Annotated in this window: 26 protein-coding genes; 15 read left to right on the forward strand and 11 right to left on the reverse strand. The window is 61.0% G+C overall.

The window, feature by feature from the left end:
* Window positions 1–8: 8 nt before the first annotated feature.
* Both BJY26_RS07015 and BJY26_RS07020 read right to left on the reverse strand, forming a co-directional pair.
* Window positions 9–1,115 carry an NAD(P)/FAD-dependent oxidoreductase gene (locus tag BJY26_RS07015; RefSeq protein ID WP_179426867.1) on the reverse strand — a complete coding sequence of 369 codons (1,107 nt, stop codon included), beginning with the start codon at window positions 1,113–1,115 and terminating at the stop codon, window positions 9–11.
* A 188-nt stretch (window positions 1,116–1,303) separates the two neighbouring features.
* On the reverse strand, window positions 1,304–2,026 hold the full coding sequence (locus BJY26_RS07020) for a GntR family transcriptional regulator (protein ID WP_179426869.1): 723 nt from the start codon (window positions 2,024–2,026) through the stop codon (window positions 1,304–1,306).
* A 103-nt stretch (window positions 2,027–2,129) separates the two neighbouring features.
* Here BJY26_RS07020 and BJY26_RS07025 point away from each other — a divergent pair, with 103 nt between their 5' ends.
* A complete protein-coding gene (locus tag BJY26_RS07025) occupies window positions 2,130–3,254 on the forward strand; it encodes an NAD/NADP octopine/nopaline dehydrogenase family protein (RefSeq protein WP_179426871.1) in 1,125 nt (374 codons plus the stop codon).
* Window positions 3,255–3,400: 146 nt separating this feature from the next.
* Here BJY26_RS07025 and BJY26_RS07030 read toward each other — a convergent pair whose 3' ends face one another.
* The 6 genes from BJY26_RS07030 to BJY26_RS07055 all read right to left on the reverse strand — a co-directional run bounded on the left by BJY26_RS07030 (window position 3,401) and on the right by BJY26_RS07055 (window position 8,600).
* On the reverse strand, window positions 3,401–3,571 hold the full coding sequence (locus BJY26_RS07030) for a hypothetical protein (protein ID WP_179426873.1): 171 nt from the start codon (window positions 3,569–3,571) through the stop codon (window positions 3,401–3,403).
* A 128-nt stretch (window positions 3,572–3,699) separates the two neighbouring features.
* Entirely contained in the window at window positions 3,700–4,161 is a 462-nt protein-coding gene (locus tag BJY26_RS07035) for an IclR family transcriptional regulator domain-containing protein (protein WP_179426875.1), read from the reverse strand.
* Between the two features lie 303 nt (window positions 4,162–4,464).
* Entirely contained in the window at window positions 4,465–5,325 is an 861-nt protein-coding gene (locus tag BJY26_RS07040; RefSeq protein WP_218852313.1) for an SIS domain-containing protein, read from the reverse strand.
* A 125-nt stretch (window positions 5,326–5,450) separates the two neighbouring features.
* Entirely contained in the window at window positions 5,451–6,287 is an 837-nt protein-coding gene (locus tag BJY26_RS07045) for a carbohydrate ABC transporter permease (RefSeq protein ID WP_179426877.1), read from the reverse strand.
* Window positions 6,287–7,099 (reverse strand): carbohydrate ABC transporter permease, encoded by an 813-nt coding sequence (locus BJY26_RS07050; RefSeq protein WP_179426879.1) that lies wholly within the window; start codon window positions 7,097–7,099, stop codon window positions 6,287–6,289. The genes BJY26_RS07045 and BJY26_RS07050 overlap by 1 nt, the downstream gene beginning before the upstream one ends.
* Window positions 7,100–7,271: 172 nt before the next feature.
* Window positions 7,272–8,600 carry an ABC transporter substrate-binding protein gene (locus tag BJY26_RS07055; RefSeq protein WP_179426881.1) on the reverse strand — a complete coding sequence of 443 codons (1,329 nt, stop codon included), beginning with the start codon at window positions 8,598–8,600 and terminating at the stop codon, window positions 7,272–7,274.
* 214 nt (window positions 8,601–8,814) lie between these two features.
* On the opposite strand from BJY26_RS07055, the gene BJY26_RS07060 reads away from it, so the two are divergent.
* The 10 genes from BJY26_RS07060 (at window position 8,815) to BJY26_RS07105 (ending at window position 19,731) form a co-directional block, all read left to right on the forward strand.
* Complete coding sequence (locus BJY26_RS07060) at window positions 8,815–9,573, forward strand: DeoR/GlpR family DNA-binding transcription regulator (RefSeq protein WP_179426883.1); 759 nt, start codon at window positions 8,815–8,817, stop codon at window positions 9,571–9,573.
* A 113-nt stretch (window positions 9,574–9,686) separates the two neighbouring features.
* Window positions 9,687–10,982, forward strand: coding sequence for an alpha-galactosidase (gene melA / locus BJY26_RS07065; RefSeq protein WP_179426885.1), 1,296 nt, complete (start codon window positions 9,687–9,689; stop codon window positions 10,980–10,982).
* Between the two features lie 176 nt (window positions 10,983–11,158).
* Window positions 11,159–11,974, forward strand: coding sequence for an IclR family transcriptional regulator (locus BJY26_RS07070; RefSeq protein ID WP_342354647.1), 816 nt, complete (start codon window positions 11,159–11,161; stop codon window positions 11,972–11,974).
* Window positions 11,967–13,208 (forward strand): CaiB/BaiF CoA transferase family protein, encoded by a 1,242-nt coding sequence (locus BJY26_RS07075; RefSeq protein ID WP_218852314.1) that lies wholly within the window; start codon window positions 11,967–11,969, stop codon window positions 13,206–13,208. The genes BJY26_RS07070 and BJY26_RS07075 overlap by 8 nt, the downstream gene beginning before the upstream one ends.
* Complete coding sequence (locus BJY26_RS07080) at window positions 13,208–14,143, forward strand: hydroxymethylglutaryl-CoA lyase (protein WP_179426888.1); 936 nt, start codon at window positions 13,208–13,210, stop codon at window positions 14,141–14,143. Before BJY26_RS07075 ends, BJY26_RS07080 begins: the two co-directional genes overlap by 1 nt.
* 47 nt (window positions 14,144–14,190) lie before the next feature.
* Window positions 14,191–15,198: a tripartite tricarboxylate transporter substrate binding protein gene (locus BJY26_RS07085; RefSeq protein WP_237249062.1), complete on the forward strand. Its 1,008-nt coding sequence runs from the start codon at window positions 14,191–14,193 to the stop codon at window positions 15,196–15,198.
* Between the two features lie 3 nt (window positions 15,199–15,201).
* A complete protein-coding gene (locus tag BJY26_RS07090; protein ID WP_179426889.1) occupies window positions 15,202–15,732 on the forward strand; it encodes a tripartite tricarboxylate transporter TctB family protein in 531 nt (176 codons plus the stop codon).
* Between the two features lie 5 nt (window positions 15,733–15,737).
* A complete protein-coding gene (locus BJY26_RS07095; protein ID WP_179426890.1) occupies window positions 15,738–17,276 on the forward strand; it encodes a tripartite tricarboxylate transporter permease in 1,539 nt (512 codons plus the stop codon).
* 314 nt (window positions 17,277–17,590) lie between these two features.
* The gene (locus BJY26_RS07100; RefSeq protein WP_179426891.1) at window positions 17,591–18,076 is read left to right on the forward strand and encodes a MarR family winged helix-turn-helix transcriptional regulator; all 486 of its coding nucleotides are present in this window, start codon (window positions 17,591–17,593) and stop codon (window positions 18,074–18,076) included.
* A gap of 68 nt (window positions 18,077–18,144) precedes the next feature.
* Complete coding sequence (locus tag BJY26_RS07105; protein WP_179426892.1) at window positions 18,145–19,731, forward strand: MDR family MFS transporter; 1,587 nt, start codon at window positions 18,145–18,147, stop codon at window positions 19,729–19,731.
* 91 nt (window positions 19,732–19,822) lie between these two features.
* Here BJY26_RS07105 and BJY26_RS07110 read toward each other — a convergent pair whose 3' ends face one another.
* Window positions 19,823–20,131, reverse strand: coding sequence for an antibiotic biosynthesis monooxygenase family protein (locus BJY26_RS07110; RefSeq protein WP_179426894.1), 309 nt, complete (start codon window positions 20,129–20,131; stop codon window positions 19,823–19,825).
* Window positions 20,132–20,340: 209 nt separating this feature from the next.
* On the opposite strand from BJY26_RS07110, the gene BJY26_RS07115 reads away from it, so the two are divergent.
* The 4 genes from BJY26_RS07115 to BJY26_RS07130 are packed head-to-tail and all read left to right on the forward strand — an operon-like array spanning window position 20,341 to window position 21,758.
* Complete coding sequence (locus tag BJY26_RS07115) at window positions 20,341–20,526, forward strand: hypothetical protein (protein ID WP_179426896.1); 186 nt, start codon at window positions 20,341–20,343, stop codon at window positions 20,524–20,526.
* Between the two features lie 39 nt (window positions 20,527–20,565).
* Window positions 20,566–20,703, forward strand: a complete 138-nt coding sequence (locus BJY26_RS07120; RefSeq protein WP_179426898.1) for a hypothetical protein — start codon at window positions 20,566–20,568, stop codon at window positions 20,701–20,703.
* A gap of 15 nt (window positions 20,704–20,718) precedes the next feature.
* Complete coding sequence (locus tag BJY26_RS07125; RefSeq protein WP_179426900.1) at window positions 20,719–21,186, forward strand: DUF6176 family protein; 468 nt, start codon at window positions 20,719–20,721, stop codon at window positions 21,184–21,186.
* Complete coding sequence (locus BJY26_RS07130; RefSeq protein ID WP_237249061.1) at window positions 21,183–21,758, forward strand: GNAT family N-acetyltransferase; 576 nt, start codon at window positions 21,183–21,185, stop codon at window positions 21,756–21,758. Before BJY26_RS07125 ends, BJY26_RS07130 begins: the two co-directional genes overlap by 4 nt.
* Before the next feature lie 32 nt (window positions 21,759–21,790).
* On the opposite strand, the gene BJY26_RS07135 is transcribed toward BJY26_RS07130, so the two are convergent.
* On the reverse strand, window positions 21,791–22,882 hold the full coding sequence (locus BJY26_RS07135) for an FAD-dependent monooxygenase (RefSeq protein WP_179426904.1): 1,092 nt from the start codon (window positions 22,880–22,882) through the stop codon (window positions 21,791–21,793).
* Window positions 22,879–23,601, reverse strand: coding sequence for a TetR/AcrR family transcriptional regulator (locus BJY26_RS07140; protein ID WP_179426906.1), 723 nt, complete (start codon window positions 23,599–23,601; stop codon window positions 22,879–22,881). The genes BJY26_RS07135 and BJY26_RS07140 overlap by 4 nt, the downstream gene beginning before the upstream one ends.
* Window positions 23,602–23,631: the final 30 nt, after the last annotated feature.

Here is a 23,631-nt window from a genome sequence, read left to right on the forward strand (position 1 = left end):
CTTTCGAATCAGGACAGGTCGTTGAATCGGTTGGGGTCGAATCGGCTGGTCAGCAGCTCGTTCTTGGTGCCGTTGACGATGTATTCGGTGATGAGTCGTCCGATGAGCGGGCCCATCGTCACGCCACTGTGCGTGACTGCTTCGAAGTAGTTGTCGATGCCGTCGACCGCGCCGACGCACGAAAACTGGTCTTCGGGAATGGGCCGGATCCCCATGAACACTCCGGCGATGGGGGCTGACTCGAGGATCGGCAGGAATCGCGCGGCCTTTTCGCGCATGAGCGCTATTAGCTCCGTCCGGTCGGTCGCCGCTCCTTGCGCCATGACGCCGTCGACGGCGTCCGCATGTGTGCGGACGCACCCGTTGACGTCCGGCCGGACTTCCACCTGATCGGACAGCACGATCTTGTCGATGTCGATATCGGGCGCGTAGAACTTGATGGTCATCCCCTTGGTCGGTGCCAGCGAAAGATGGCGGCCGACCAGCGCTGCCACGCGGTCGGCTTTCGGCCCAGCCGCGTTGACGACGACGTCGGTCAGGAACGTCGTTCCGTCGGCAAGAGTGAGCCGGTACGCCGACCCCTCTCGGTCGATCCGAGTGACGCCGCAGCCCTGTTGGTATTCGGCCCCGCACGCGGCGGCCGCCCCGATGAGTTCGCGAGTGGCGCCGTTGGTGTCGATCCACCCCTCGTCCGGGTAATGGGCGACGAACTCGCCCGGGTCGGCGATCCGTGCTTGCGGCAAGTGCTTGCCGAGCGCGGTGGCTGCATCGGTTTTCTCGACCCGGTAGCCCCACTCTTCGAGCTCGGCTGCGCGCTGTTCGAGGTTCGGTGTGAATGCTGCCTGGGCGAGCGTGCCGGTGAGGTGGAGCCAGTCCGCGGCGAGTTCGGACTTCAGCTTGTCGTACTCCCGCACGCCGGCGAAGTTGAGATCGAAATAGTCCCGGGGACGCTTATTGCTGGCATTCAGCCATGCCATGCTCGCCGAGCTCGTGCCGCCGCCCGGCGTCGACGTGTCGATGGATTGAACATCGACTTCCGGATTCTGCGCCAATCGGTAGGCGATCGATGCTCCGACGATGCCGGCGCCGATCACTGTGACTTTTTTGCGTGCCATTACGGGGTCCTGCACCTCTCGACGAACTGAAATTCACCGATCCATCGAGAACACGATTCGTCGATGAATCCTATGTGATATACGCCACTTCAGCGTAGATCCAGTTTCTGCAACAAATAATCGATTGTCAATAGTTAATCGATTGCTATTTGGTCGAGCGAAGATGTGGCCACTGCCTGAATCGGCAGCTAATCGGTGATGGTGGTTCCGACTTCGCCGGCCACGTCGGCATCGTCTGCTTCGCCGGCTCGAGCGAGCATGATGTCGATGGTCCGCTGCAGATGGGCGGTGTGCAGTTCAACGGTGAGGTCGGCGTCGCGGGCCAGGACCGCGTCCAGAAGTTGCTTGTGGTTGGCCGCTACCTCGGCCTCCGAGTCGGGGGCGTCCTGCGTCGTCCAGCCGCGATAGAGCTCCGCCGATTCCGAGAGCTTGCGGCAGATGTCGATGAGCGTGTCGTTGCGACACCCTTCGAAGAGCTTTTGGTGGAAAGCGGTATGCGCCCGCGCCCATTTGTCGTTGCGATGGGCCGGATCGTTGGGTGCGTACATGCTCAGGCCGGCCATCACGTGATGGGCCGCGAGAACTTCGGATTCCCAAGCCAGATCGTGGCGTTCAACCGCAAGTCGCAAGGCGGCGCACTCGTTGATCTTGCGCGCATACATCAGGTCGACGACGTCCCTGATCGATAGGTTTTTCACGTGGAATCCGCGATTGTGCTCGACCTGGACCAGGCCCTGAGCGACCAATTGCGTCAGCGCTTCGCGGATCACGCTCACGCTGACCCCGAGACGAGCCTTCAGGTCTTCCGGGCTCAATCGCTCACCGGCGGTCAGTCGGCCCGACGTGATATCCGAATGTAGGCGGTCGAAGACGGCCTGCGTCTTGGTTGCGGAACTTCCACGCTTTGACATGAACGATAGTCTAACATTCTCGTAGATAATCGATTCTTGTGATAATAAGTGAATACAACCTGGATCATCTGTTGGAACAGTCGTACCGAAACGAGGAAGTTCGATGACGCAAGCAAAGACAGTTGCCGTATTGGGAGCAGGGAGCACCGGTCGAGCCATGGCGGGGTTCCTCGCCTTGTCCGGTTATCGCGTGCGGCTGTGGAACAGGCAGGGCGGCGACGAAACCGACGAACTGGTCTCGGGCCTTGCCGCGACACCGGAATTGACGGTGTCCGGCCGACTCGAGGGCACGGCGGTGCTGGACGACGTGACCACGGACATCGGCGCGGCCGTGACGGACGCCGACGTGGTCGTTGTGTGCACCACCGCAAACGGGCATCACGATGTCGGGCGGCTCGTGGCAGGGTATTCAGCCGCGGATCAAGCCGTCTTGCTGATGCCGGCCGGCACGCTGGGGAGCCTGGAATTCGTGCGCGGCCTTGTTGCAGGCGGCTGCATCGCCACGCCATTGATCGCCGAAACGTCGACCACCCTGTTCGGCAGTGCCTTGGACGGGGCGACCGGCGTACGCATTTCCGGGCAGAAGGCCCAGGTCGGAGTCGCTTCGTTGCCGAGCGGCCGTACCGACGAGATTCGACGGCTTATTCCGGAGATACCGTTCGTCGACGTACCTGATGTGCTGCAGTCCGGGTTCGAAAACGTCGGCGCCTCGCTGCACGTGACACCGATGGTGCTCAATGCGGGGTGGATCGAAACCCACGGAGGCACCTTCAAGTACTACCGTGAGGCCATCACGCCGGCAGTTGCGAACGTTGCAGCGCAAGTCGAAGAAGAGCGGATGCGCATTGCGAGCGCGTTCGGGTACCGGCCGACGCCGCTGTCGACGTACTTGACCCAGTCCGTCGGTGCCCCCGAGGGAACGCTGTACGAGTCACTGCACGGCTGCGAAATGTATGCGGACGCGATTTCGCCCTCCCGGCTCGATCACCGGTTTCTCTGGGAAGATGCGCTCGCGGGAGTCGTGCCGCTCTTGTCGCTGGCCGAGGTCGCGGGGGTGCCGGCACCGACGATGCAGGCACTGGCGACGCTCGCCGGGCCGCTGCTGGGGCGCGACATGCTCGGCGAAGGGCGGAATGTGGACAATCTCGGGCTCGCCGGCATGACGGTCGAAGGCCTGCGGACGTTGGTCAGCGACGTCGACGCTTTTGATGCGTGGCGACGAGGCTAGAAAAGACTGAATCGTGATCGACTCGCTCGCTTGACTCCGGCCGTCCCGAGGCTTCTCGCCAGACGTCGAAGGTTGCCGGAATAATTCGCGGTTCGTGCTGTGTGATCAAGGACGAGTACTGAACGGCTGACCGGCGCGCGACTTTCTCAGACCTCAATCTCCATCAGGTCACGGCCGGCGATAATTCTGCCGGCGTAGTGCTCCCGGACGGGGGCAATCCATGTTTCGTCCGGTACGTCGACGTGACCCGGTACGAAGTGACTGAGCACGAGAGTGCCGACGCCGGCTGCTTCGGCTATTTTGCCGACGTCGTGCACCGACGTGTGTGATCGTGCGAGATGAGCCTCGAGTCATCCCCAATCGGCATTGCTGGAACTCGGCTGAATGACTTCTTTGAACAGGTCGAAATGAATGACTTCGTGCACGAGAACGTCCGCTCCCGCAGCTAACTCGATGAGGCTGTCGCTGGATGCCGTATCGCCCGAAATGACAAGTGAACCTCGTCCCACGCGTTGTCATCGCGTGCGAGGAGTCGGCCGCTCGATCCGTGGGATAGGGGCAGGCGTGAGCCGACGGGGAGCGCGGCGCGGAGAATCTGCGTCCCTTCGGCGCTGGCCACGCACAGACGTTCATCGCCCCGGCGCACCGAGAGCTGGGACGATTCTTGAGCGAGATCTCGCAACTCGGTGAGGATGGGGAGTGCAGTGTTTTCCAGTGCCGAGCGGAAGAAGCGGCCGCCCTTGCGAAATCGGCCATCGGAGTCGCGGCGGAGGAATTCGAAATCGGCCATCAAGAGGGCGAGCCGGTGCACGGTGGACACGGAGAGCTCCGTGCGTCGGGCGATGTCACTCGCCGTGGCTGGGCCGATGTCGACGGCTTCCAGGATGGCGGCGATCCGCTCTAACATGCGGTTGCCGCCGCTGCCCTAGCGTTCTGTCATGTACTCATCTAGGTAACGGAGGGCGATGTTCGTTCCCCGACCATCGATGCCGAGCAGTCGGAGGTCGGGATATTCGCCGTGGAGCATTCGTGTGCCCCGCTTCGACTCGGCAGAACCCAGCGCCGACCATTGGCCGGTCACCGGGAAACGGCGACGATCAGTCGCTGTGAGCATAAGAATTGTTGGATTTTAGAATCGGCAACGGGAGCAGTCTAACTACTGTTCCATTCTCCGAGCGTCGATCGACGGTCTGGCCGTCGATAGGGTCATTCACGGCTGAACGACCGAGCGGGACAAGTGTACCGGCCGATCTGCGTCACGGCCGGCCCTGCGAGCCCATTCCACCGCATGTCGTTGAATTGAGACGAGTTCGACCTGAGGATCTTCCGTTGCCTGGTGTACTCGAGCTCCGGTCGCGGTAATCGCTGAGATTTGAGACTTGCTCAGCGGCGTCATCGCCCAAACAAGAGTTCGGGAGCCCGCTACGCTGATCGGACCGTGACGGTATTCCCCGCTGGCATATGCCTCAGCCCACAGTCCTGCAGATTCACGGCATTTGAGTGCCCCCTCCTGCGCGAGTGGCGCGGCCCACCCCGTGCCAAGCACGACAAACTGGCCGGGAACTTCCTCTGACAACGGTTGTGTCGTTGCCGTCCGTGCCGCGGCGATGAACTCCGAAATCGCGGGAGCGGATGCTCCGAGGTTTGAACGCAGCAACGTGAGCAATGTGGTGGGGAACCGGGTTTGCACCACGCTACGCTCGTCGGCATAGGAAAGGTCGATGACGTCTGCGGCTATCTCGGCGATGGGTGAATCCAACTCGCCGAGAACAGCTGTGATTGCCATATCGTCCGGCAAGCTCGCGAGCGCCGTAACCACCTCCGTCGTCGTGCCCGAACGGCTAATCGCCATGACTCGGTCGTAATTGCGCAACACAGTAGGCATTTCGGAAGCAATCACCGCATCCGTGAGCCCGTGCCCGGCCTGTTCACGCAGCCATGCGTACGCGGCGGCAACGTAATACGACGTGCCGCAGCCCATCACCAGAACGCGCTCACCTGATTCGGGCAAACCGGCAAGGCCGCCCGACGCTTGTGTCTCAGCGCGCTCCCAGCAGTCGGGCTGGCTCACGATCTCTTCGGAGGTGATACGGCCTAACGCCAAGGCGTCTCGATTTTCATGCACGGTCGGTTCTCCTGTTCAACAGCTGTTCGAAGTGGGTTGAGAGACTGGCGATTCCCGTACCGTGACCGCGGTCACTTGACGCTGCCTTTTAACAGTCCGCTCACGATATAGCGGTTCAAAGCAAGCGCGATGACTGCCGGCACTACTATCGCCAGCACTCCCGCGGCACTGAGCAGCGTGTACGGAACCGTGTGTTTACCTTGCAATGCCGCAATCACAACAGTCAGAGGTTCGGTTGAAATATCGCTCGACAGCACCAATGGGAACAAGAATTGCTGCCAGCCGAAGATGAACGTGATGATGGCAGTGGAGACTATCCCCGGCCTGGCGAGAGGAAGCACCACGTGCCAAAGCACTTGCATGCGGCTGGCGCCGTCGACTTGGCCGGATTCCTCCAAAGCGATCGGCAGACTGAGCATGTAGTTATAGAGTATCCAAGTCGCTAACGGTATGAACCCGGAAACATACACCAAGACAATCCCAGTGTATGTGTTGACAAGGCCTAAAAACGTCATAATTCGATACAGGGGGATTAGCGTGATATATGGCGGAAACGCCATCGTGGCCAACACCGTATAAAATAAGACATTACGTCCGCGGAACTTCATCCGAGCAAAACTATAGGCAGCGAGCGACGCCAATACAATTGTGACAATCGTGGCGGCTGAACATTCGATAACAATATTGATCGTCGACTGTCGTATTGAATACGGAACATTCCCGCCGCCGGTCAGAAGCGATAGGTAATTGTTCAGTGATGGAGTCGGCGGAACGTAGTGGGCGGGCTTCGCGCTCATCTGGGCGTCCGTCTGCAGGCTGATATTCAGTACCCAGTAAATCGGGACGAGCGACCACAGGACGATGAACAGCACGCCGATCCGGCGCAGCCACGGAGTACGGCCGCGCATCAGAACTCCACCGGCCGATAGACGAGCTTCAATACACCGAGTGAAATGACCATTGTTGCTACGGCCATCAGCAATGACAGGGCGTACCCCTCTCCGAAGTCAAGATTCTGAAAGCTGATGAAGTACGTCTGCATGGTCAGCGACGAACCGGCCGTCGCGGAACCATTGAGAATGTACGGCTGATCGAACACGTTCAAAGTCTGGATGAGTGCCTGCACCATCGCGATCGTGATGCCCGGCCTAATGAGCGGCAGCGTTATCCGGCGAAAGGTCGCCCACGGAGAACTGCCGTCCAACTCTGCCGCTTCGAATAAATCATTCGGGATGTTCTGCAACGACGCCATGATCAGCAGTGTGGACAACGGTGTGATTTGCCATACCTGCACGATCTCGATGGCAAGAATTGTCAGTAACCGGTGCTGTCCAAGAAATACTTGGTAGTTGTCAATGAGGTGCGCTGATGTCAGAAGACTGTTGAGTAGGCCGGTATTGCTATTCCAAATATTTGCCCAGACGATACCTTCGACTACTCCGGGTAGCGCCCACGGCAGAACCATAATCGCAATAAGGATGGATCGCCCAAAGAAGTTCTTTTGGAGTGTGACGGCCATAAAAATCGCCAACACCGTTGAAAGAACGACGCCGATAACTATGTATAACCCCGTGTTCCCGATGCTGGAAATTACGGCATCGGTACTGAAGAGCCGTCGAAAATTATCAAAACCGCTGAACCGCGTAGGTGGGTTCAATGGTTGGACAGTGAAAAATGATTGAACGATGGTGAACGCCGCGGGAATCAGTGCCAGACCCACAATGAATATTGCTAACGGCAGGACCAGCCCGTAGGGCAATAGGTCGATTCGTCTGCGGGCTCGGCGACGTCGGAGTTGCCGTGGATTGTCACTCTGGGTGGCTATATTCATCGGCCGCGTCCGACGTCGACTCCTACAGCGATCGCTGGCTGCGGAAGTGCGGCAATGCCATTCACGAGCCACTCGCTAGCTGTTTCGCCTTTTCGCTCATGGCCTTGATCGCGGCACTGGCGGTCTTCGATCCCGTCGCGGCCGCATGCAGGTTTGTGTATACCGCTTGCGAGAATTCCGGGTACCACGACGGCGCTCCTTGCGGAAATACTGGTTTCGTGCTGCTTTCGAGCATGTCGGACAACTTCTTGCCTTGATCGAGGTGTCCGCTATTCGTCAGTTCCTTCATCGCGCTGAGGCGAGAAGGAACGAAGTATCCGGGTTGTACTTTGTCTTTTCCGTTAGCTCCGGCAAAGTCTGCTTCCTTCTTTGCGGAGGTCAACCATTTGATGAACTTCGCGGCGGCATTCGGATACTTCGCCTTCTTCGGTATTCCTACGCCGTCGGGGTTGTTCAAGTTCGGGGCAACGCCGGTGGCGCCGGGCGTCGGAATGTATTCGACCTGGTTCGTGACGGTGGAAGACTTCGGTATGTTGTACAAGCTTCCGACATTCCCGGAATAGTCGGAGAACGTTGTCGCTGCCGTGCCCTTCGCCATGAGGGTTTGCTGGCCTTCACTGTCCGCGACGTTGATACTACCCGGACGCACGAGGCCGTTTTTCAACGCGCTGATCATCCACTGCGCCGCCTTGTAGCCGGCGGAGTCGGGTGAGGTGAACTGCGGGCGGCCCTTCCCGTCGAGAATCGTGCCGCCAAACGCGCCTGTTGTCTGATACCAGTAGGTCGACAACCCCTCGGCTGCAGCGAACGGTATGTTCAACGGGTACTTCACGACACCCTTGGACTTGATCTGCTTCAAGTCCTTCGTATAGTCGCCGATCGTGGTCGGCATCTTCTTGATCCCGGCCTTCGCGAACAACTTCTTGTTAACGGTCGTCACCATGAACGATGCGTCTTCGGGAATACCTATCACGTGTCCGTCAAGCGTGAAGGAATCCATTTGTGGCATATCCTTCGCCATCTTTTTCGTATTGAGGTATTTCTCCATCGGATAGAACCAGTCGAGCTTGCCAAGCTGCCCCACGCGTGACCAGTCCACGTCGGTGACGTCGGCGAAGTACGTCTTAGCAGTCGCAGCGGCGGAGATCTTCGTCTGCAAGCTGTCCCAGTCGACTGTGGTCCAGTTCACCTTGATTCCGGTCTTTTTGGTGAACGCATCCAACGCGGCCTTGGGTGGCGGGTCGCCGGCCATGGTGGCCTTGATGGTGACGCCTTTGGTCTGTGTCGAGGCCGGCCCTCCTCCCGATGAGCAACCTGCGGCTGTCAGGCACAGGCAAGTAGCTCCCGCAATCATCCCCGCGGCTTTCATGTACTTCCGTGTAGGCGCCATTGTCTCTAGCCTTCCTTGCTAGCAGTAACGCATCATGGATGCGCGCTTTGATTACACGTCAGGATTGCTCAAAGCATGTCACTGCATGCGCATACGATCAATACTTCTGGAACATTGATTGATGAAATATCCCAATTTGCCGCCAAACGAACATAATTATGCTGTTTGATTGCGCGTATGGGCGTTTTATTGCGCGAAATGATAGCGTAAATGCATGCAGCGCAAAGAACGCCTCAATCATATGGTGGCAGCAATCGTGGAGAATGGATCGCTCGACGTCTCGACTCTGGCGAGCGAATTCGCAGTCTCACCGGCAACGATTCGGCGTGATCTCGATGTGCTTGAAAAACAACGTCTAGTCAGTCGTACCCACGGTGGCGCGAGTACGCATACTGCGTTTAACGACGTGCCGTTGAACTATAAGACCGCACAGGAACTGCCTGAGAAGCGTCGTATCGCCCGTCAAGCGCTGACGTACCTCGACGGCGCACGAGTGATCGGCATGACGGGCGGCACAACTGCTTGGGACTTTTCGCAACTCCTGCTCGACAAAACGGCGTTGACGATCGTGACGAATGCGATCAACATCGCCACCAACCTCGTCTCGAACCCCGGCCTACGCGTGTTTGCCGCCGGAGGTGAAGTCCGCTCCAGTAGTCAGGAGACCATTGGCCCCAGTGCCGAGAGCTTCCTGTCGAGCTACAACATTGATGTTGCGTTCATCGGAGTCGACGGGGTCAGTGCAGCGGACGGGTGCACCAACTACGATCCCATTGGAGCCCGAGCAAATTCGGCGCTGATCAGACGCGCAAAAATGAGTGTGGTTCTCGCTGATGCAACCAAGATCGAGCGTGTTGCCTTGGCTCAAGTCTGCCCGATGTCCGCCGTAGATGTGCTGATCACGGATGAGCGCGCTCCCCAAGAAGCGGTTGACCGGATCCGTCATGAAGGGTGTCGAGTCATTTGCGTCTAGGCCGCCCGCTGTGTTTGCAACTGAAAGCCGTCGTTGCCGAGAAATAATCAGCATGATGCGCAATTAATGAGCGTTTATGCTCAAATATGGAATTGGCGTGCAAGAATCATCACATGATCAAGGTCGCTTTTGTCGGCGCCGGGAGCGTCGAGTTCACTCGCAACGTTGTCACTGACCTCTGCAGCTACCCGGAACTGCGCGGACAACTCGAGCTCTCACTGCACGACGTGGATGCTCTTCGTCTCGAATACGCCGCGGCACTAGCCGAAAAGGTCAGCTTCCAGATGGGTGCCGGCGCCACGGTGACCTCAAGCGTGGATCGTGTGCGCGCAATATCCGATGCCGACTATGTGATCAACGAGATCCAAGTCGGTGGCTATGCAGCGACTCGCAAAGATTTTGATATCCCGAGTCGATACGGTGTGCGCCAAACGATCGGCGACACGATCGGCATCGGTGGCATTTTCCGCGGTCTTCGTACCATCCCGGTTCTCCTTGCCATCGGCGACGATCTGGCGAAATACGCGCCCGATGCGTACTTGCTGAACTATTCCAATCCCATGGCGATGTTGCCGTGGGCTGTGTACACCGGTACTGCGTTCGATCGAGTCGTGGGCCTATGTCACTCGGTCCGCGATACTCATCGCTTTCTCGCGGGTCTCGTCGGGCTTACCGTTCCCGAAGTCGACTTCGTGACAGCGGGGTTCAACCACCAAGCATTCGTATTGAAGTTCGAACATGGCGGCGAAGACCTGTATCCACGACTCGCCGAGGCGATCGACGCCGATCCGGAACTCCAGCGACGTGTGCGGGTGGAAATTTACCGCCGCTTCGGTTATTTCCCAACGGAGTCCAGCGAGCACAGTGCCGAATATTTACCGTGGTTCATGCACGATGACGGGCAAATCGACGAATTCCGCATCTTTGTTGGCGATTACCTCCAGCGCTCCGAAGACAACATCGCCGAGTACGAATCCACCCAGCTGGCGCTGCAATCCGATACTTCATTGGAGCTTGAGCCGACGTCGGAAATGGCCTCTGAGTTTATACGGGCGCACCAGACCGGCGAGGCCGCTGGACTGTACGTCAACGTTCGGAACTCAGGACGAATATCCAATCTTCCCGATGAGTGCTGTGTCGAGGTACCTGCCGTAGTAGATGCGGACGGTCTCCACGCCCACAGTGTCGGAGCGATGCCGCCGCAACTCGTCGCGCTCAACCGCACATTTCTCAATGTGGTCGAGCTGACTGTCAAAGCAGTGCTGGAGGGGAATCGTGATCGCGTGTACCAAGCCGCGTTGATGGATCCAAATGCCGGATCGGTACTGACCACGAAACAAAGCAAGCAAATGTGCGACGAGCTGCTGGCGGCGCACGGGGACCTCATGCCGGCTTCGCTGAGGTCGTAACGAGCGCGAACGACTATCAGCTAGCGCTTCCTCGACGCCGATAGGCATCGCCGCGAGCCGCAATGGTGATTCCGGCCGGCGGCCGGAACGGTAATCGGTCGACCCGAGTGACCCTTGTCACAATATGCCGGCTCGTGCTAAAAGTGACGGATGCAATTTGGAATCGATTCCAAATAATGGAATTTCGCCCATCCCCAGCGAGTGGTTCGGCTGTCCTGGATAAAGCCATGGGCATTTTGAACGCTTACGCACCCGGCGACCGAGCACTCACTCCGCAGGCGGTGGCGGAGCGCGTTGGTCTGCCCTTGCCGACCGTGTACCGTCTCATGCACTCGTTGGCCGCGCACGGGATGTTGGAAAAAACAGGAGCAGGCTTTCGACTCGGCTTGGCATTGCTGCGATTGGGAGCGCGCGTGACGGCATCGATCGACTTGCGACAGGTCGTCACGCCCTATCTGGAGTCGCTGAACGCCGCGACTGGTGAAAACGCGGAATTGCACGTTTTGCGCGGCGAGACCCGGGTGTCGATCGAATCGGTGCTGAGTGCGCAAAATTTGCGCCCGATCGTGCAAATCGGTGAAACGTTGCCGATCCATGTCGGCGCCAGCGGCCGAGCTCTGCTTGCGTGGATGCCCGCCGAGAGGGCTATCGAATTAGCCAAGGCCAGCGCCCACAGATTCGGCGGACTCGACCACACGAACTGGACGCAGTTCAACGACTTGCTCGCTGCGGCACGGCGCGACGGCTGGACGGAGAGTGAAAGCGAGCGCGCGGACGGGGTGGCTGCGCTTGCGGCGCCGATCTTTGGTTTGAACGGTACGGTAGCGGGCGCGCTGGTGCTGAGCGGTCCGTCGGCGCGATTGACCGCGCGCGTCCGTGCTGAGTTCGCCCCGCTCATACGTCAGGCAGGTAAAGAAGCATCCCTCGCCGCGGGATTTATCGACACGACGGAGCAGGATGAACGTGCCCGAGGAGGTGCCGAGCGTGACTGAGGATCCGCGCAATTCGAGGCCGACAACCGGCACTGCCAACGGACTGGACGGGCCCCTGCACGGCGTCCGCGTGCTCGATATCGCCACGGTCTACGCGGCTCCGTTTGCGGCGTCCGTCTTGGCCGATCTCGGCGCGGACGTCGTCAAAGTGGAGCTTCCGGGCAGCGGAGACCCGCTACGTGCGCTCCAGCCGTTCGACGGGGAAGAGTCATTGACCTGGTCGACCGTCTCTCGCAATAAACGGTGCGTGACGCTCGATTTGCATACCGAAGCGGGCCAAGCGCTACTTTTGCGGCTTGTCCGCGAGCAGGATGTCATGTTCGAGAATTTTCGCCCCGGGACTTTGGACCGTTGGGGCTTGAGCATCTCGCAGCTGCGCGAAGCCAATCCCGACTTGGTCGTGGTACGGGTGAGCGGGTACGGGCAAACCGGCCCGTATCGCGACAAGGCGGGATTCGGTACCCCGGCTACTGCCTATTCCGGATACGCATATATCAGCGGTTCTCCGGGGCATCCGCCCAGCGTGCCGCCGATTTCATTAGCGGACTACGTCAGCGGTTTGTTCGCAGCGATCGGTGCGCTCGCCTCACTTTACCGACGCGACGTATTCGGCGGGCGTGGCCAAGAAGTCGATGTTGCCCTGTACGAGTCGATGTTCCGCCTGCAGGAGGCACTTGTGGCGCAGTACGACCGGCTCGGAGTGGTGCAAGAACGACACGGCGATCAACTGGGCGCGTCCGCGCCCACCGGCACGTTCCGCACGGCCGACGAAGTGTGGATGGTGTTGACGACGAGCACGGAACGTACCTTCCGCCGCCTCGCCCGCGCGATCGACAGGACCGATATGCTCGACGACTCGCGATTTTCCAGCAACAAGGCGCGAGTCGAACACCGCTCGGAGACGAACGCGATAGTCGGCGAATGGTTTGCGCGCCACGACGCTTCCGTTATCCAAGCGCTCTTCGACGACAACGGCGTACCCGTCTCCCGCGTCATGAACATGGCCGACATCTTTGCCGAGCCGCATTACGCCGCACGCGACATGATCGTGGAAGTCGACCATCCGAAGTTCGGCACCATCCGGATGCCCGGCGTCGTGCCGAAGTTCTCCGAAACCCCGGGCTCCGTGCGGACGGCCGGTGCCCGGCTCGGCGAGCACAACTACGAAGTGTATGAGGCGCTCGGACTGGGCGAAGACGAAATCGACGATCTCATGGAAAAAGGAGTCATCTGATGTCACCGACATCCGCACGCATCCGCGAAGTCGGCCCGCGAGACGGACTACAAGCCGAACACGAGTTCGTGCCGACCGCGACAAAGATCGCTCTCATCAACGCGTTGTCTCGCACCGGCGTCTCTACCGTGCAGGCGACCTCGTTCGTGCATCCGCGGGCAGTCCCGCAGCTGGCGGACGCCGGCGAGGTCATGGCAGGAATCGACCGCGTACCCGGAGTGACTTATTCGGTGCTGGTGCCGAATGTGCGAGGTGCCGAACGTGCGCTGGACGCGGGTGCCGACGAATGGGACCTCATGCTCTCGGCCAGCGACTCCCACAGCAGGTCGAACGCCAATCGCAACACCTGGGAAGCACTCGAACGGCTCAAACCCGTGATCGCCCTGGGACTCGAGAACAGTGTGTCGCTGGTTGGTGGCCTTGCGACGGCCCTGGGATGTCCGTTTGAGGGAAAAGTTCCGTATTCGCGGGTGCACGACGTCGTCGGCGCCTACCGCGACCTGGGAGTTCGCAAGCTCTCGATCGCCGACACCGTCGGCGTCGCCGATCCGGCATTGGTGCGCGACACCATGTCCCGCTTGCACGCCGACTTCCCCGACTGCTCGTTTCTACTGCATTTGCACAACACTCGCGGAATGGCATTGGCGAATCTGCTGGTCGGTCTGGACGCCGGGGTCACCGAATTCGACGCATCAGTCGGCGGATTGGGCGGATGCCCTTTCGCCCCTGGGGCCAGCGGCAATGTCGCAACCGAGGACGTCGTCCACATGCTCCAACTCATGGGGATCGACACGGGCGTCGACCTGGAAGCAATGCTCGAGCTCGCCCGCCACATGGTGCCTGAAGCGGTCGGGCACGTCGCCGACAGTTCGGTGGCGCGCGCGGGAGTGTCGTGGGATTTGCACCCCGCTCCGGAAAAACAGCAACTGGCGTAATCACCGAGACGAGGCGACGAGCCTCGGCCCTACAAGGAGGTAGCGAGATGAACACCAAGCGCATGACGGCGGCTTTCGCCGCAGTGACTCTCGGAGTCGCGTTGACGGGCTGTAGCGGCGGGTCCGGGAGCGCCAACGGCGGGAAGAACTATCCTTCCGGTCCAACGACCGTCACGGCGCCGGCCGATCCCGGCAGCGGCTGGGACACCACGGCGCGAGCCCTGGTCAAGTCGTTGAAGCAGGAAGACCTCGTATCGACGCCGTTACCGGTACAAAACCGGCCCGGTGCGACGGGGTCCGTGTGGCTCGCGCAAACGGTGCATAAGCGTAAGGGCAAGGACAACTACATCTCGATGACGTCGTTGCCGATCATGTCCAATCAGATCCGCGGCCGCACCGAATACGGCTATAAGGACGTCACGATGCTGGGCGTGTTGTACGAGACCCATTACATAGTGGTGGTTCCGGCCGATTCACCGTACAAGAACCTCGACGATTTGATGAAGGCCATCAAGAAGAACCCGAAGTCCGTGCCCGTCGGCGCGGCAGGTGACGACCGGTTGCCGTTCGGATTGCTCGCCAAGGCCGGGGACGCCGACCCGAAGAGCGTGAACTTCATCAACTACGAGGGCGGCGGCGACGAAATCACCGCACTGTTGAACGGCGATGTGAAAGCTGCAGTTGCCGGGGTCTCCGAATTCCGCGGGCAGCTCGAAGCCGGCAAACTGCGCGGGCTGGCCGTCGTGGCCGATAAGCCGTTGAGTAGCAAAAAACTCTCCGATATTCCGACTGCAACCAGCCAGGGATATGACGTTACGGTTGCCAACTGGCGCGGCGTCTACGGCCCGCCGGATATGCCCGACTACGCCGTGAAGTACTGGCAAAAGAAGCTGAAAAAGGTGGAGACGACCAAAACCTGGAAAGACTTCGCCGAAAAGAATCAGTGGGACATCAACTACATGACCGGCCAAAAGATGAAGAAGTATTTGGATACGACCAATACGAATATCAAGACCGCGCTCAAATCGATCGGTCAAGCCGGAAGCGAAGGATAACGGATGCGTAGAGTCCGAGAACTCCATCCGGATATCGTGCCCGGGGCGGCCGGGCTCCTCCTAGCACTCATCCTGCTGGGGGGAGCCGTCGCAGTGCCTGCCCCGGCGTCCAGCACGTCGGTTGTCGGACCGAGCGCGTTTCCGTACGCCGTCAGTATCTTGATGGGCGCCGGGTCGATCGTGCTGCTCATTCGCGGATTTGTGCGGACCAAGAGCGCGGCGGGCCGCCCCGACTCCGACGCTAAACCTGACGATGGAAGCGAGATCGCGGAAGGGGCTGCCGACACGACCGGCAAGTCGTCGACGACGCGCCGGTTCCTCATTACCGGCGGGATGCTCCTCGGGTACATCCTGATCTTCATCCCGGTCGGGTATCTGCTGTCGACGTTCGCCTTCCTTGTCGCGACCACGATGTACCTGGATCGGCGTCGGTGGCTCCGAAACCTGATATTCGGCGTGGTATTTGCCGTCGTCGTCTATTACGTGTTCACGCTGACGCTGAACGTGCAGCTGCCCGTGGGGATTCTGGGGTAATCGGCATGGATCTCCTGACTCAATTCGGCGACGGACTGGCTGCCGCCCTGACGCCGGCGAACCTCATGTTCGCTTTCGCCGGGGTGTTGATCGGTACGATCATCGGCATCCTGCCGGGAATCGGTCCGATTACGGCTATCGCCTTGTTGATTCCGCTGTCATTCGGGCTCGAACCCGCTGCCGGTCTCGTCTTGATGTCCGGCGTCTACTACGGGTCGATGTACGGCGGCTCGATCACGTCCATTTTGATCAATACGCCTGGCGAGGTGTCACATGTGGCTACCACGCTCGAGGGGTATCGAATGGGCAAAAACGGGCGGGCCGGCCCCGCGCTGGCGACGTCGGCGATCGGTTCGTTCATCGGCGGCACCCTGTCAGTTGTGGCGTTGATGTTCCTGGCCACCGCGTTGGCCCAAGTTGCTGTCCTGTTCGGGGCGGCCGAATACACGCTGCTGCTCATTCTGGCGCTGGCAATGACGTCGTCGCTGTCGACCGGGTCGAAAACGAAAGCGTTCATGTCGACGTTGTTCGGCATGGCGATCGCAATTGTGGGCATCGACGGGCAGACGAGCGTTCCCCGTTTCACCTTCGGTTCATTGCAGTTGGATTCCGGGATCGGGTTCGCGCTCGTCGCCATGGCGTTGTTCGCGATTCCCGAGGCGTTGAAGAACCTTGCTGCCGGGCATACTCGGCCCGGCGAAGGAGTGGCATTGCAAGGCCGGGTGTGGCTCAACCGTGAAGACTGGCGACGGTCGGCCGGGGCGTACGGCCGCGGATCGGTGATCGGCTTTGCCGCGGGCTTGTTGCCCGGGCTCGGGCCGACACTTGGCTCTTTCATGTCGTATGTGGCGGAAAAACGATTTTCCAAGCATAAGAAGGAATTCGACAAGGACGGCGCGATCGAGGGCGTGGCCGGTCCGGAGAGCGCGAACAACGCCGGCGTCGGCGGCGCGTTCGTGCCGATGCTGGCCTTGGGGATCCCGGGTTCGGCGACGACTGCGCTGCTTTTGTTCGTCTTTGAAATGTACGGATTGCAGCCGGGGCCTCTGCTGTTTCACGACAACGCGACGCTGGTGTGGACCATTATCGCCAGTATGTATGTCGGGAACATCATTTTGCTCGTGTTGAACCTGCCGCTGGTCAAGGTGTTCGTTCGGCTGCTGCAAGTGCCGCCGCCATTGTTGTATACGAGCGTGCTGGCGTTCACTGTCCTTGGCGCCTACGCATTGAACTTCAGCCTGTTCAGCATGGTGTTGCTGTTCATCTTCGGACTGGCCGGGTACTTCATGCAGCGCTATGATTTTCCGCTCGCGCCGGCGATCCTGGCCTTGGTCTTGGAACCGTTGCTGGAAAAGTACTTCCGTCAGGCGATCAAGAGCGCCGGAGGGGACTTTACGACGTTCGTTGACGGCCCCATGGCGATCACCCTTGCCGCGTTGATCGTCGTCGGTCTCATCCTTCCGCCGATGATTCGCGTCTTCAGGTGGGGTGTTCGCACTGCCCGCAACACTGACAGTCGGGAAACCGAGTCGGCGAGCCGGTAGATCTGACGAATAGGCCTCGCCGGACCCGTCGCTGCCGAGTGGTGGCGACTGGTGGGCAGGGCGTGTCGGGAGCATGGGAGAGGGCAGGTAGCTCTTGCCGAGTGGTGGCGAATGGCTGCGAAATCGCCGATTTCGCAGCCATTCGCCACCACTCGATGCGGGCCGGCAGCCATTCGCCGCCACTCGGGGCGTAGGCGGGCGCAATGTGCTGTCGGCCGCCTGCCCGATAGGCCAAATCCGGTGTCGCCAAGCCGCAGATTCGACACATTCAAAGCTATCCTATATATTTGCTTAGGGTAAGTAAGGGGTTTTGAGTGATCGATCGTCAACGTGCCGGGGAAGTGCTCTCGGAAGTCGTCGAACTCGTCAGAGTTTTCCGGGTGACGGGCCAGCATCGCCGGGACCGGACGATCTCCGGTACCAAGATCGGCGTCCTTCGACAGATCCAAGACGAAGACCTACGCCTTGGCGAACTTGCGCACCGTCTTCGCGTGTCGGCTCCCGTTGTCTCGAGGGCCGTTGACTCGCTGGAAGAAGAAGCGCTGGTCCGCCGGCGGACCGATGACGAGGACGCGCGCGCATGCTTGATCGCGATCACCGATCGCGGTCGGGAGAGCGTCGCGGCACGCGAGCGCTACGTTGCCGACGTCTTCGCCGAAGCGATGCCGGAATGGTCTGCGGACGACGCCGAGCGGGCGATTTCCGTTCTGCGGGAATTGCGCGTGAACGTAGCCGAACTCGTCAAGCGGTTGGATTCGGCAGACAACGATTCGCCGCCGGACTCGGACCACCCCGCCTAGCACCACCGCCGGCTACCTCCGGCCGCCGACTGACAACTTTGCAAGACGTACGAAGGAGCAACTATCGCATGAGCGCAGAGACCGCGCCTACCAAAGCCGAAGCTGGAGAGCTTTCGCATCGCGAAGTACTCGAGGTGATGCTCGGGCTCTTGGCCGCACTCTTCACGGCATTGATCTCCAATACGATCGTGTCGACCGCACTGCCCACAATCATGGCTGACTTGCACGGCACGCAGCGTCAGTACACGTGGGTTATCACGTCGAGCCTGCTGGCCATGACCATCAGCACCCCGATCTGGGGCAAGCTTTCCGATCTGTTCGACAAGAAGCTGCTCACTCAGATCGCTATCGTGATGTTTGTAGCCGGATCGGTCACTGCCGGTTTCACCCAGTCGGTCTCGCTGCTCATGGTCGCGCGCGCCGTCCAGGGGCTTGCAATGGGCGGCCTCACGGCAATGGTCCAGTCCATCATGGGCACGATCATCGCGCCGCGCCAACGCGGCCGTTACGCCGGTTACATGGGTGCGGTCATGGCCGTCGCGACGGTTTCCGGGCCTCTGCTTGGCGGAATCATCACCGATAACCTCAACTGGCGCTGGTGCTTCTACGTCTGCGTTCCGCTCGCGATCATCGCGCTCATCCTGCTCGCCTGGAAGCTGCGTCTGCCGGCCATGCCGCGTAAACACGTCCGCATCGATTACTTCGGCGGATTCCTGTTGGCCGTCGCCGCAGCTCTCCCGATGCTGTGGGTGACATTTGCCGGCAGCGACTACGACTGGATTTCCTGGCAGTCCGGTGCGTACCTGATCGGCTTCTTGATCGCCGCGACCCTCGCCGTCATCGTCGAACTTCGCGTCAGCAACCCGATGGTGCCGATCCGCGTGCTGCGGAATTCGACGACCGCCCTCATGATCGTGGCCAGCCTCGCCGTCGGCGTGGCCATGTTCGGTGCCGTCATCTTCCTCACCCAGTACTTCCAGCTCGCCGTCGGCAATACTCCGACCAAGGCCGGACTGATGACTATTCCGCTGATTGTGTCCCAGATGCTGTCGGCGACCATTGGCGGACAAATCGTCACACGAACCGGCCGGTGGAAGCCGATCATGCTCTTCGGCAGCATCTTGATGCTCATTGGGCTCGGTGGGCTTGGCACGCTCGACCATACGACGCCGTACTGGCAGGTCGCCGTCTTCATGGCGGCCATGGGCCTCGGCGTCGGAACGCTGATTCAGAACATTGTGCTTGCCGTACAGAACACCGTTGATGTGAAGGACGTCGGAGCCGCGTCGGCGACAATCTCGTTCTTCCGCTCCCTCGGCGGAGCAATCGGCGTCTCGGTGCTGGGTGCCGTCCTGACCAAGCAGGTGGGGGACAAGATCGCCAGCGGCATGCAAAAGCTCGGCATGGGCGGCAGCGGTGCCGGTGCGAATTCGGGCGGCGGCAATCTCGATATCGGTTCGCTTCCCGCGCCGATCCAGACGTTGATTCATCACTCGTACGGGGACGCGTTCGGAAACATCTTCCTGATCGCGGCCATCGTTTCGATCGCGACACTGCTGGCCGTGGTTTTTGTCCGTGAAGTGCCGTTGCGCACGACGGTCGAGATGAAGGCGCGCTCCACGGAGGGATCCGAAAAGGAGAAAGTCGCCCGATAAGGGTGACGCACGCAGGCGTCGTGCCCTCGGGAGCCGGGGGCACGACGTGACGGCTTACGCGGACGGCGTGGAACGACGGCCGGTGTGCGGGCTACTGCTTGGGCTTGACGTCCAAAACGACCTCGAATTCGAGCACGTTTGCCTCGGAAAAGACCGGCTTGCCCTGCTCGCCCTTGTGCGCAGCACGGGCCGTGCTATCGCGCCACGCCTCGTAGGACTCGTCGTCATCCCACCGCGTGACGATGAAGTACCGGTCGTCCCCGGCAACCGGGCGCAACATCTCGAAGCCGCGAAATCCCGGGCTGGTGTCGATGGTGCCGGCTCGATTGCCGAAGCGGCGCTCGAACTCCGCGTGCGCGTGGTCCGGAACTTTTACTGCATTGATCTTCACGACTGCCATACCGTGATTCTAATTCGCGGAGCGGCGGCTCCGGTCGAGCATCCAGGTGACGAATGGATGATTTACGTTGCTCGCCCGATTCGCTATCGTCGGAGATTCCGTAATATGCCGATCGGGACAACCGATGGACTCGCGCGATCTCGCCGGCGTCCGACGCCGTTGCGGAGCGCACGCGAAAAGCCGCTGGGCAATCGCTCGAGGAGTTCATCGTGCCGGGTGTAACCGTGCTGCCGGCGGAGCCGGACAAGATCAGTCGGTGGAACGACTCAACCGGCGGAACCGTCCCGTTCGTATTGCGAGGACATCCGGACCGGCGCATTGCCGGCGCCGTACCCGTCGTAGGCCCGATGCGTTGCACGAATACAAAGAACACCGAGCCGACAGTCCGGGTGTAGAAGTTGACTGGTGTCCGAATTCGCACTCCGGGAGGAACCATGACGACGCGCCGTGCCGCGATGCTCACCGGCGCTGCCGCCGTTGGCGCCCTGCTGACAGGGTGCGTTGCCGAAGACGCCGGGTACCGGACCGTCGCCCGAGCCGCGAAATTTGTCGCGCACAGCGTCGGGGCCTGATGCAATACTGACCGGATGAGCGATTCCGTACCGTATACCCCGTTCCGTCCGGTCGATCCGGCTACGTTCACCGGCCATCCGATGCCGTCCACGGTGCCGGACGGCCTGCGCCTCGAGCTCAGCCGGGCGAAACTCCTCGACGGCAAAGAAGCACAATTCGACGAGTGGATGCAGATGCTGACCGAGCGGTATGACGAATGCCTGACGACGCTGCCGGCCGAACGCGCCGTTTTCGAAGCCACGTTCAAACACACCGAAGCGGACGGATCCGTCTGGATGTACCACCTCAGCCTGATGGGCGAAAACGGTAGCGGGCTCGACACCGCCAACCCGGTCGATGCCGCGCACGACGCCTACGCCCGGCGGACGAAAGAGCGCGGCTGGGAAGAGTTGATGCCGGCATTCATGCTCACGCCCGAACATATTCGCAGCGCGATGGCTCAATGGGGTTCGACGGGAGCTGCAGCGGAGGTCGGCCGGTGAAACTTGTCGACCTGACCTGGCCCGCCTACACCGAACGTCTCGCCATTCGCCCGATTGACGCCGGTGACCTCGACGATCTGTGGGCGTATCGACGTCTCGAGCCGGTCAACCGATGGTTATCCGGCCGGTCGGTGGATCGAGACGATTTCGCGGCTAAGATTCTTACGCCCGAACACCTCGACAAAACGCTGGTCGTTGAATTGGACGGCGTCGTGATCGGCGACCTCCAGCTCGATGTCGTCGATGCGTGGGCACAGGCTGAAGTTGCCGACCAAGCGAAACGCACGCAGGGGCAACTCGGGTGGTGTTTCAACCCGGATCACACCGGACGCGGTTATGCCACCGAGGCCGTGCGGGAACTCATCCGGATCGCCTTTGACGAACTCGGGCTGCGGCGTCTTGAGGCCGAATGTTTCGCGGTCAATGAGCCGTCCTGGCGATTGATGGAGCGGGTCGGCATGCGTCGCGAGGCCTACACGGTCGGTGAATCGCTGCACCGATCCGGTGTGTGGCACGACGGGATGATGTACGCCCTGTTGGCAAACGAGCGCGAGACAGCGACGCGGCATTAGCCCTCGGCGCCGGCGTGGCCGCTCGTAACGGTCTATCGCCGGCCGGCAACTCCGAGTACTGCGTTGCGCAGCGTGATTCCGGTACGCGAGGCGGGAATCAGTACGTGTGATGCCGGGGTTGCCGCCCGTTGCCCTCGGTCGGCTCGGACCCGTTGGACCCGTTCATACCGGCCCAATGCGGCTGTGACGTCGCGCGGCGAATCGTCGAGTGCCTCGGCCAGGGTCATAGCGCCGCTCATCGCCGAGCTGGATCCGTCGCCGAACAACGAAACGCAGGACGCCGCGTCGCCCAGCAGCGTGGTTCGGCCTCGCGACCACCGCGGAACACGAACGCGGCTGATGGCGTCGAAATACGTGTCGTCCGCGCCGCGAAAGGCGGCGAGAACTTCGGCCGTGCGCCAGCCGCCCGACGCATAGCGCTGCTCCAGCAGACTTGCCGCAGCAGGCTTGTCGCGCGGATCAACCCGCGCGCGCGAGCGAAACATCAAGGCCGCAACCGGATTGCCGGTGCCCGGATGCAGTGCGATGGCGGTACCCGGCTCGTTGTACATCAGCACCGCGTCGCTTCGTTCCGGAGGCCCGGCCATTCGCACGGTCGCGATATACATGCCGAGGTGGCGGATGTAATCGCGATCCGGACCGTAGGCCATGCGCCGAACGTTCGAGTGCAGTCCGTCTGCGCCGATCACCAAGTCAAAACTCTCGCCGGGCGCACGGTCGAATGTCGCGTCGACGCCGTGGGTGCCGGACTCGAGGCCGGTGATCACATCGTCGAATCGGAAGTCGACGTCGTCGCGCGCCGCATCGATCAGGATGGAGCACAGATCGGTCCGCGGCACTTCCAACTCGCGGCCCGGAGTCTTTTGCGTGGCCAAGCCGGCGACCCGGCGTCCGACCGAATTCACTATCGCGAGTTCACGTACGTGCGTGCTCGCCTCACGCAACTGCGACACGAGTCCGAGGCGCCGGGCGACGTCGTACGCACGGCCGCGCACGTCGACTGGATTACCGCTCGAGCGCACGCCTTGATCGCGCTCGACGACTGTCACCCGATGGCCGATTCGGCCCAGCAGGGCGGCAGCCGTCGCGCCGGCGATTCCCGCACCCGAGATGAGCACCTTCATTCGACGGCCCTGTCGAGCCACTCGGTCATGAGCGTGCGCTCGGAATCGCTGAGTTTGGACAGCCGGGGCACAAGCGTCCGGAACGTGACCGTGGCTGCTTGCACCTCGTCCCGAGCTTCCTTTTCTCTTGTATCGAACGCGCGAGCCTCGGTCAGCATAGCGTGCGACACGGCGTCATACATGGCATCCGCCAGCCCGGGATCGCGCTCACTGTCCGGCATCGCCAACAACGCCAGGACGGCGCCGGTGCCGGCAGCGTGAATGAGGTTGACGGCCCGCTCTTCACTGACTCGAAGCCGCCCGGCCGACGCGACTCGGTGCACCCGCGAACGCAAGATCTCGATGCCGGACGTCGTTGCGGGTGACTGCCTGCCCCAACCGGGCACGTTGAGCAGCCTGAAGAGCGTCGGGTTCGCCAGTCCAAATTCGACGTGCAAGTTCCATCCGGCCCGAAGCTCTGCGATCGGGTCGCCCGCGACCTCGGATTCCGACTCGGCAGTCGCCGACTTCGACGCGACGTACGTGGCCATCACGTGCTCGGCCACGGCGTCCAGCAGGCCGTCCTTGTCACCGAATAGCCGGTAGATCGCCGGCGCCTGGACTCCCGCCGCATGCGCGACACCGCGAGTGGTCAGCGCCGCCTCCCCGTGCTCGGCAAGCAACCGCGCAGCGACCTCGACGATAGTTGTCCGGGTGTCGCTTCGGGGTGGATCGCTCATTGCCGTCTCGCTCATGTTCCAACGATAACG

Origin of the sequence: Spelaeicoccus albus (assembly GCF_013409065.1) — a bacterium.
GTDB lineage: Bacteria > Actinomycetota > Actinomycetes > Actinomycetales > Brevibacteriaceae > Spelaeicoccus > Spelaeicoccus albus.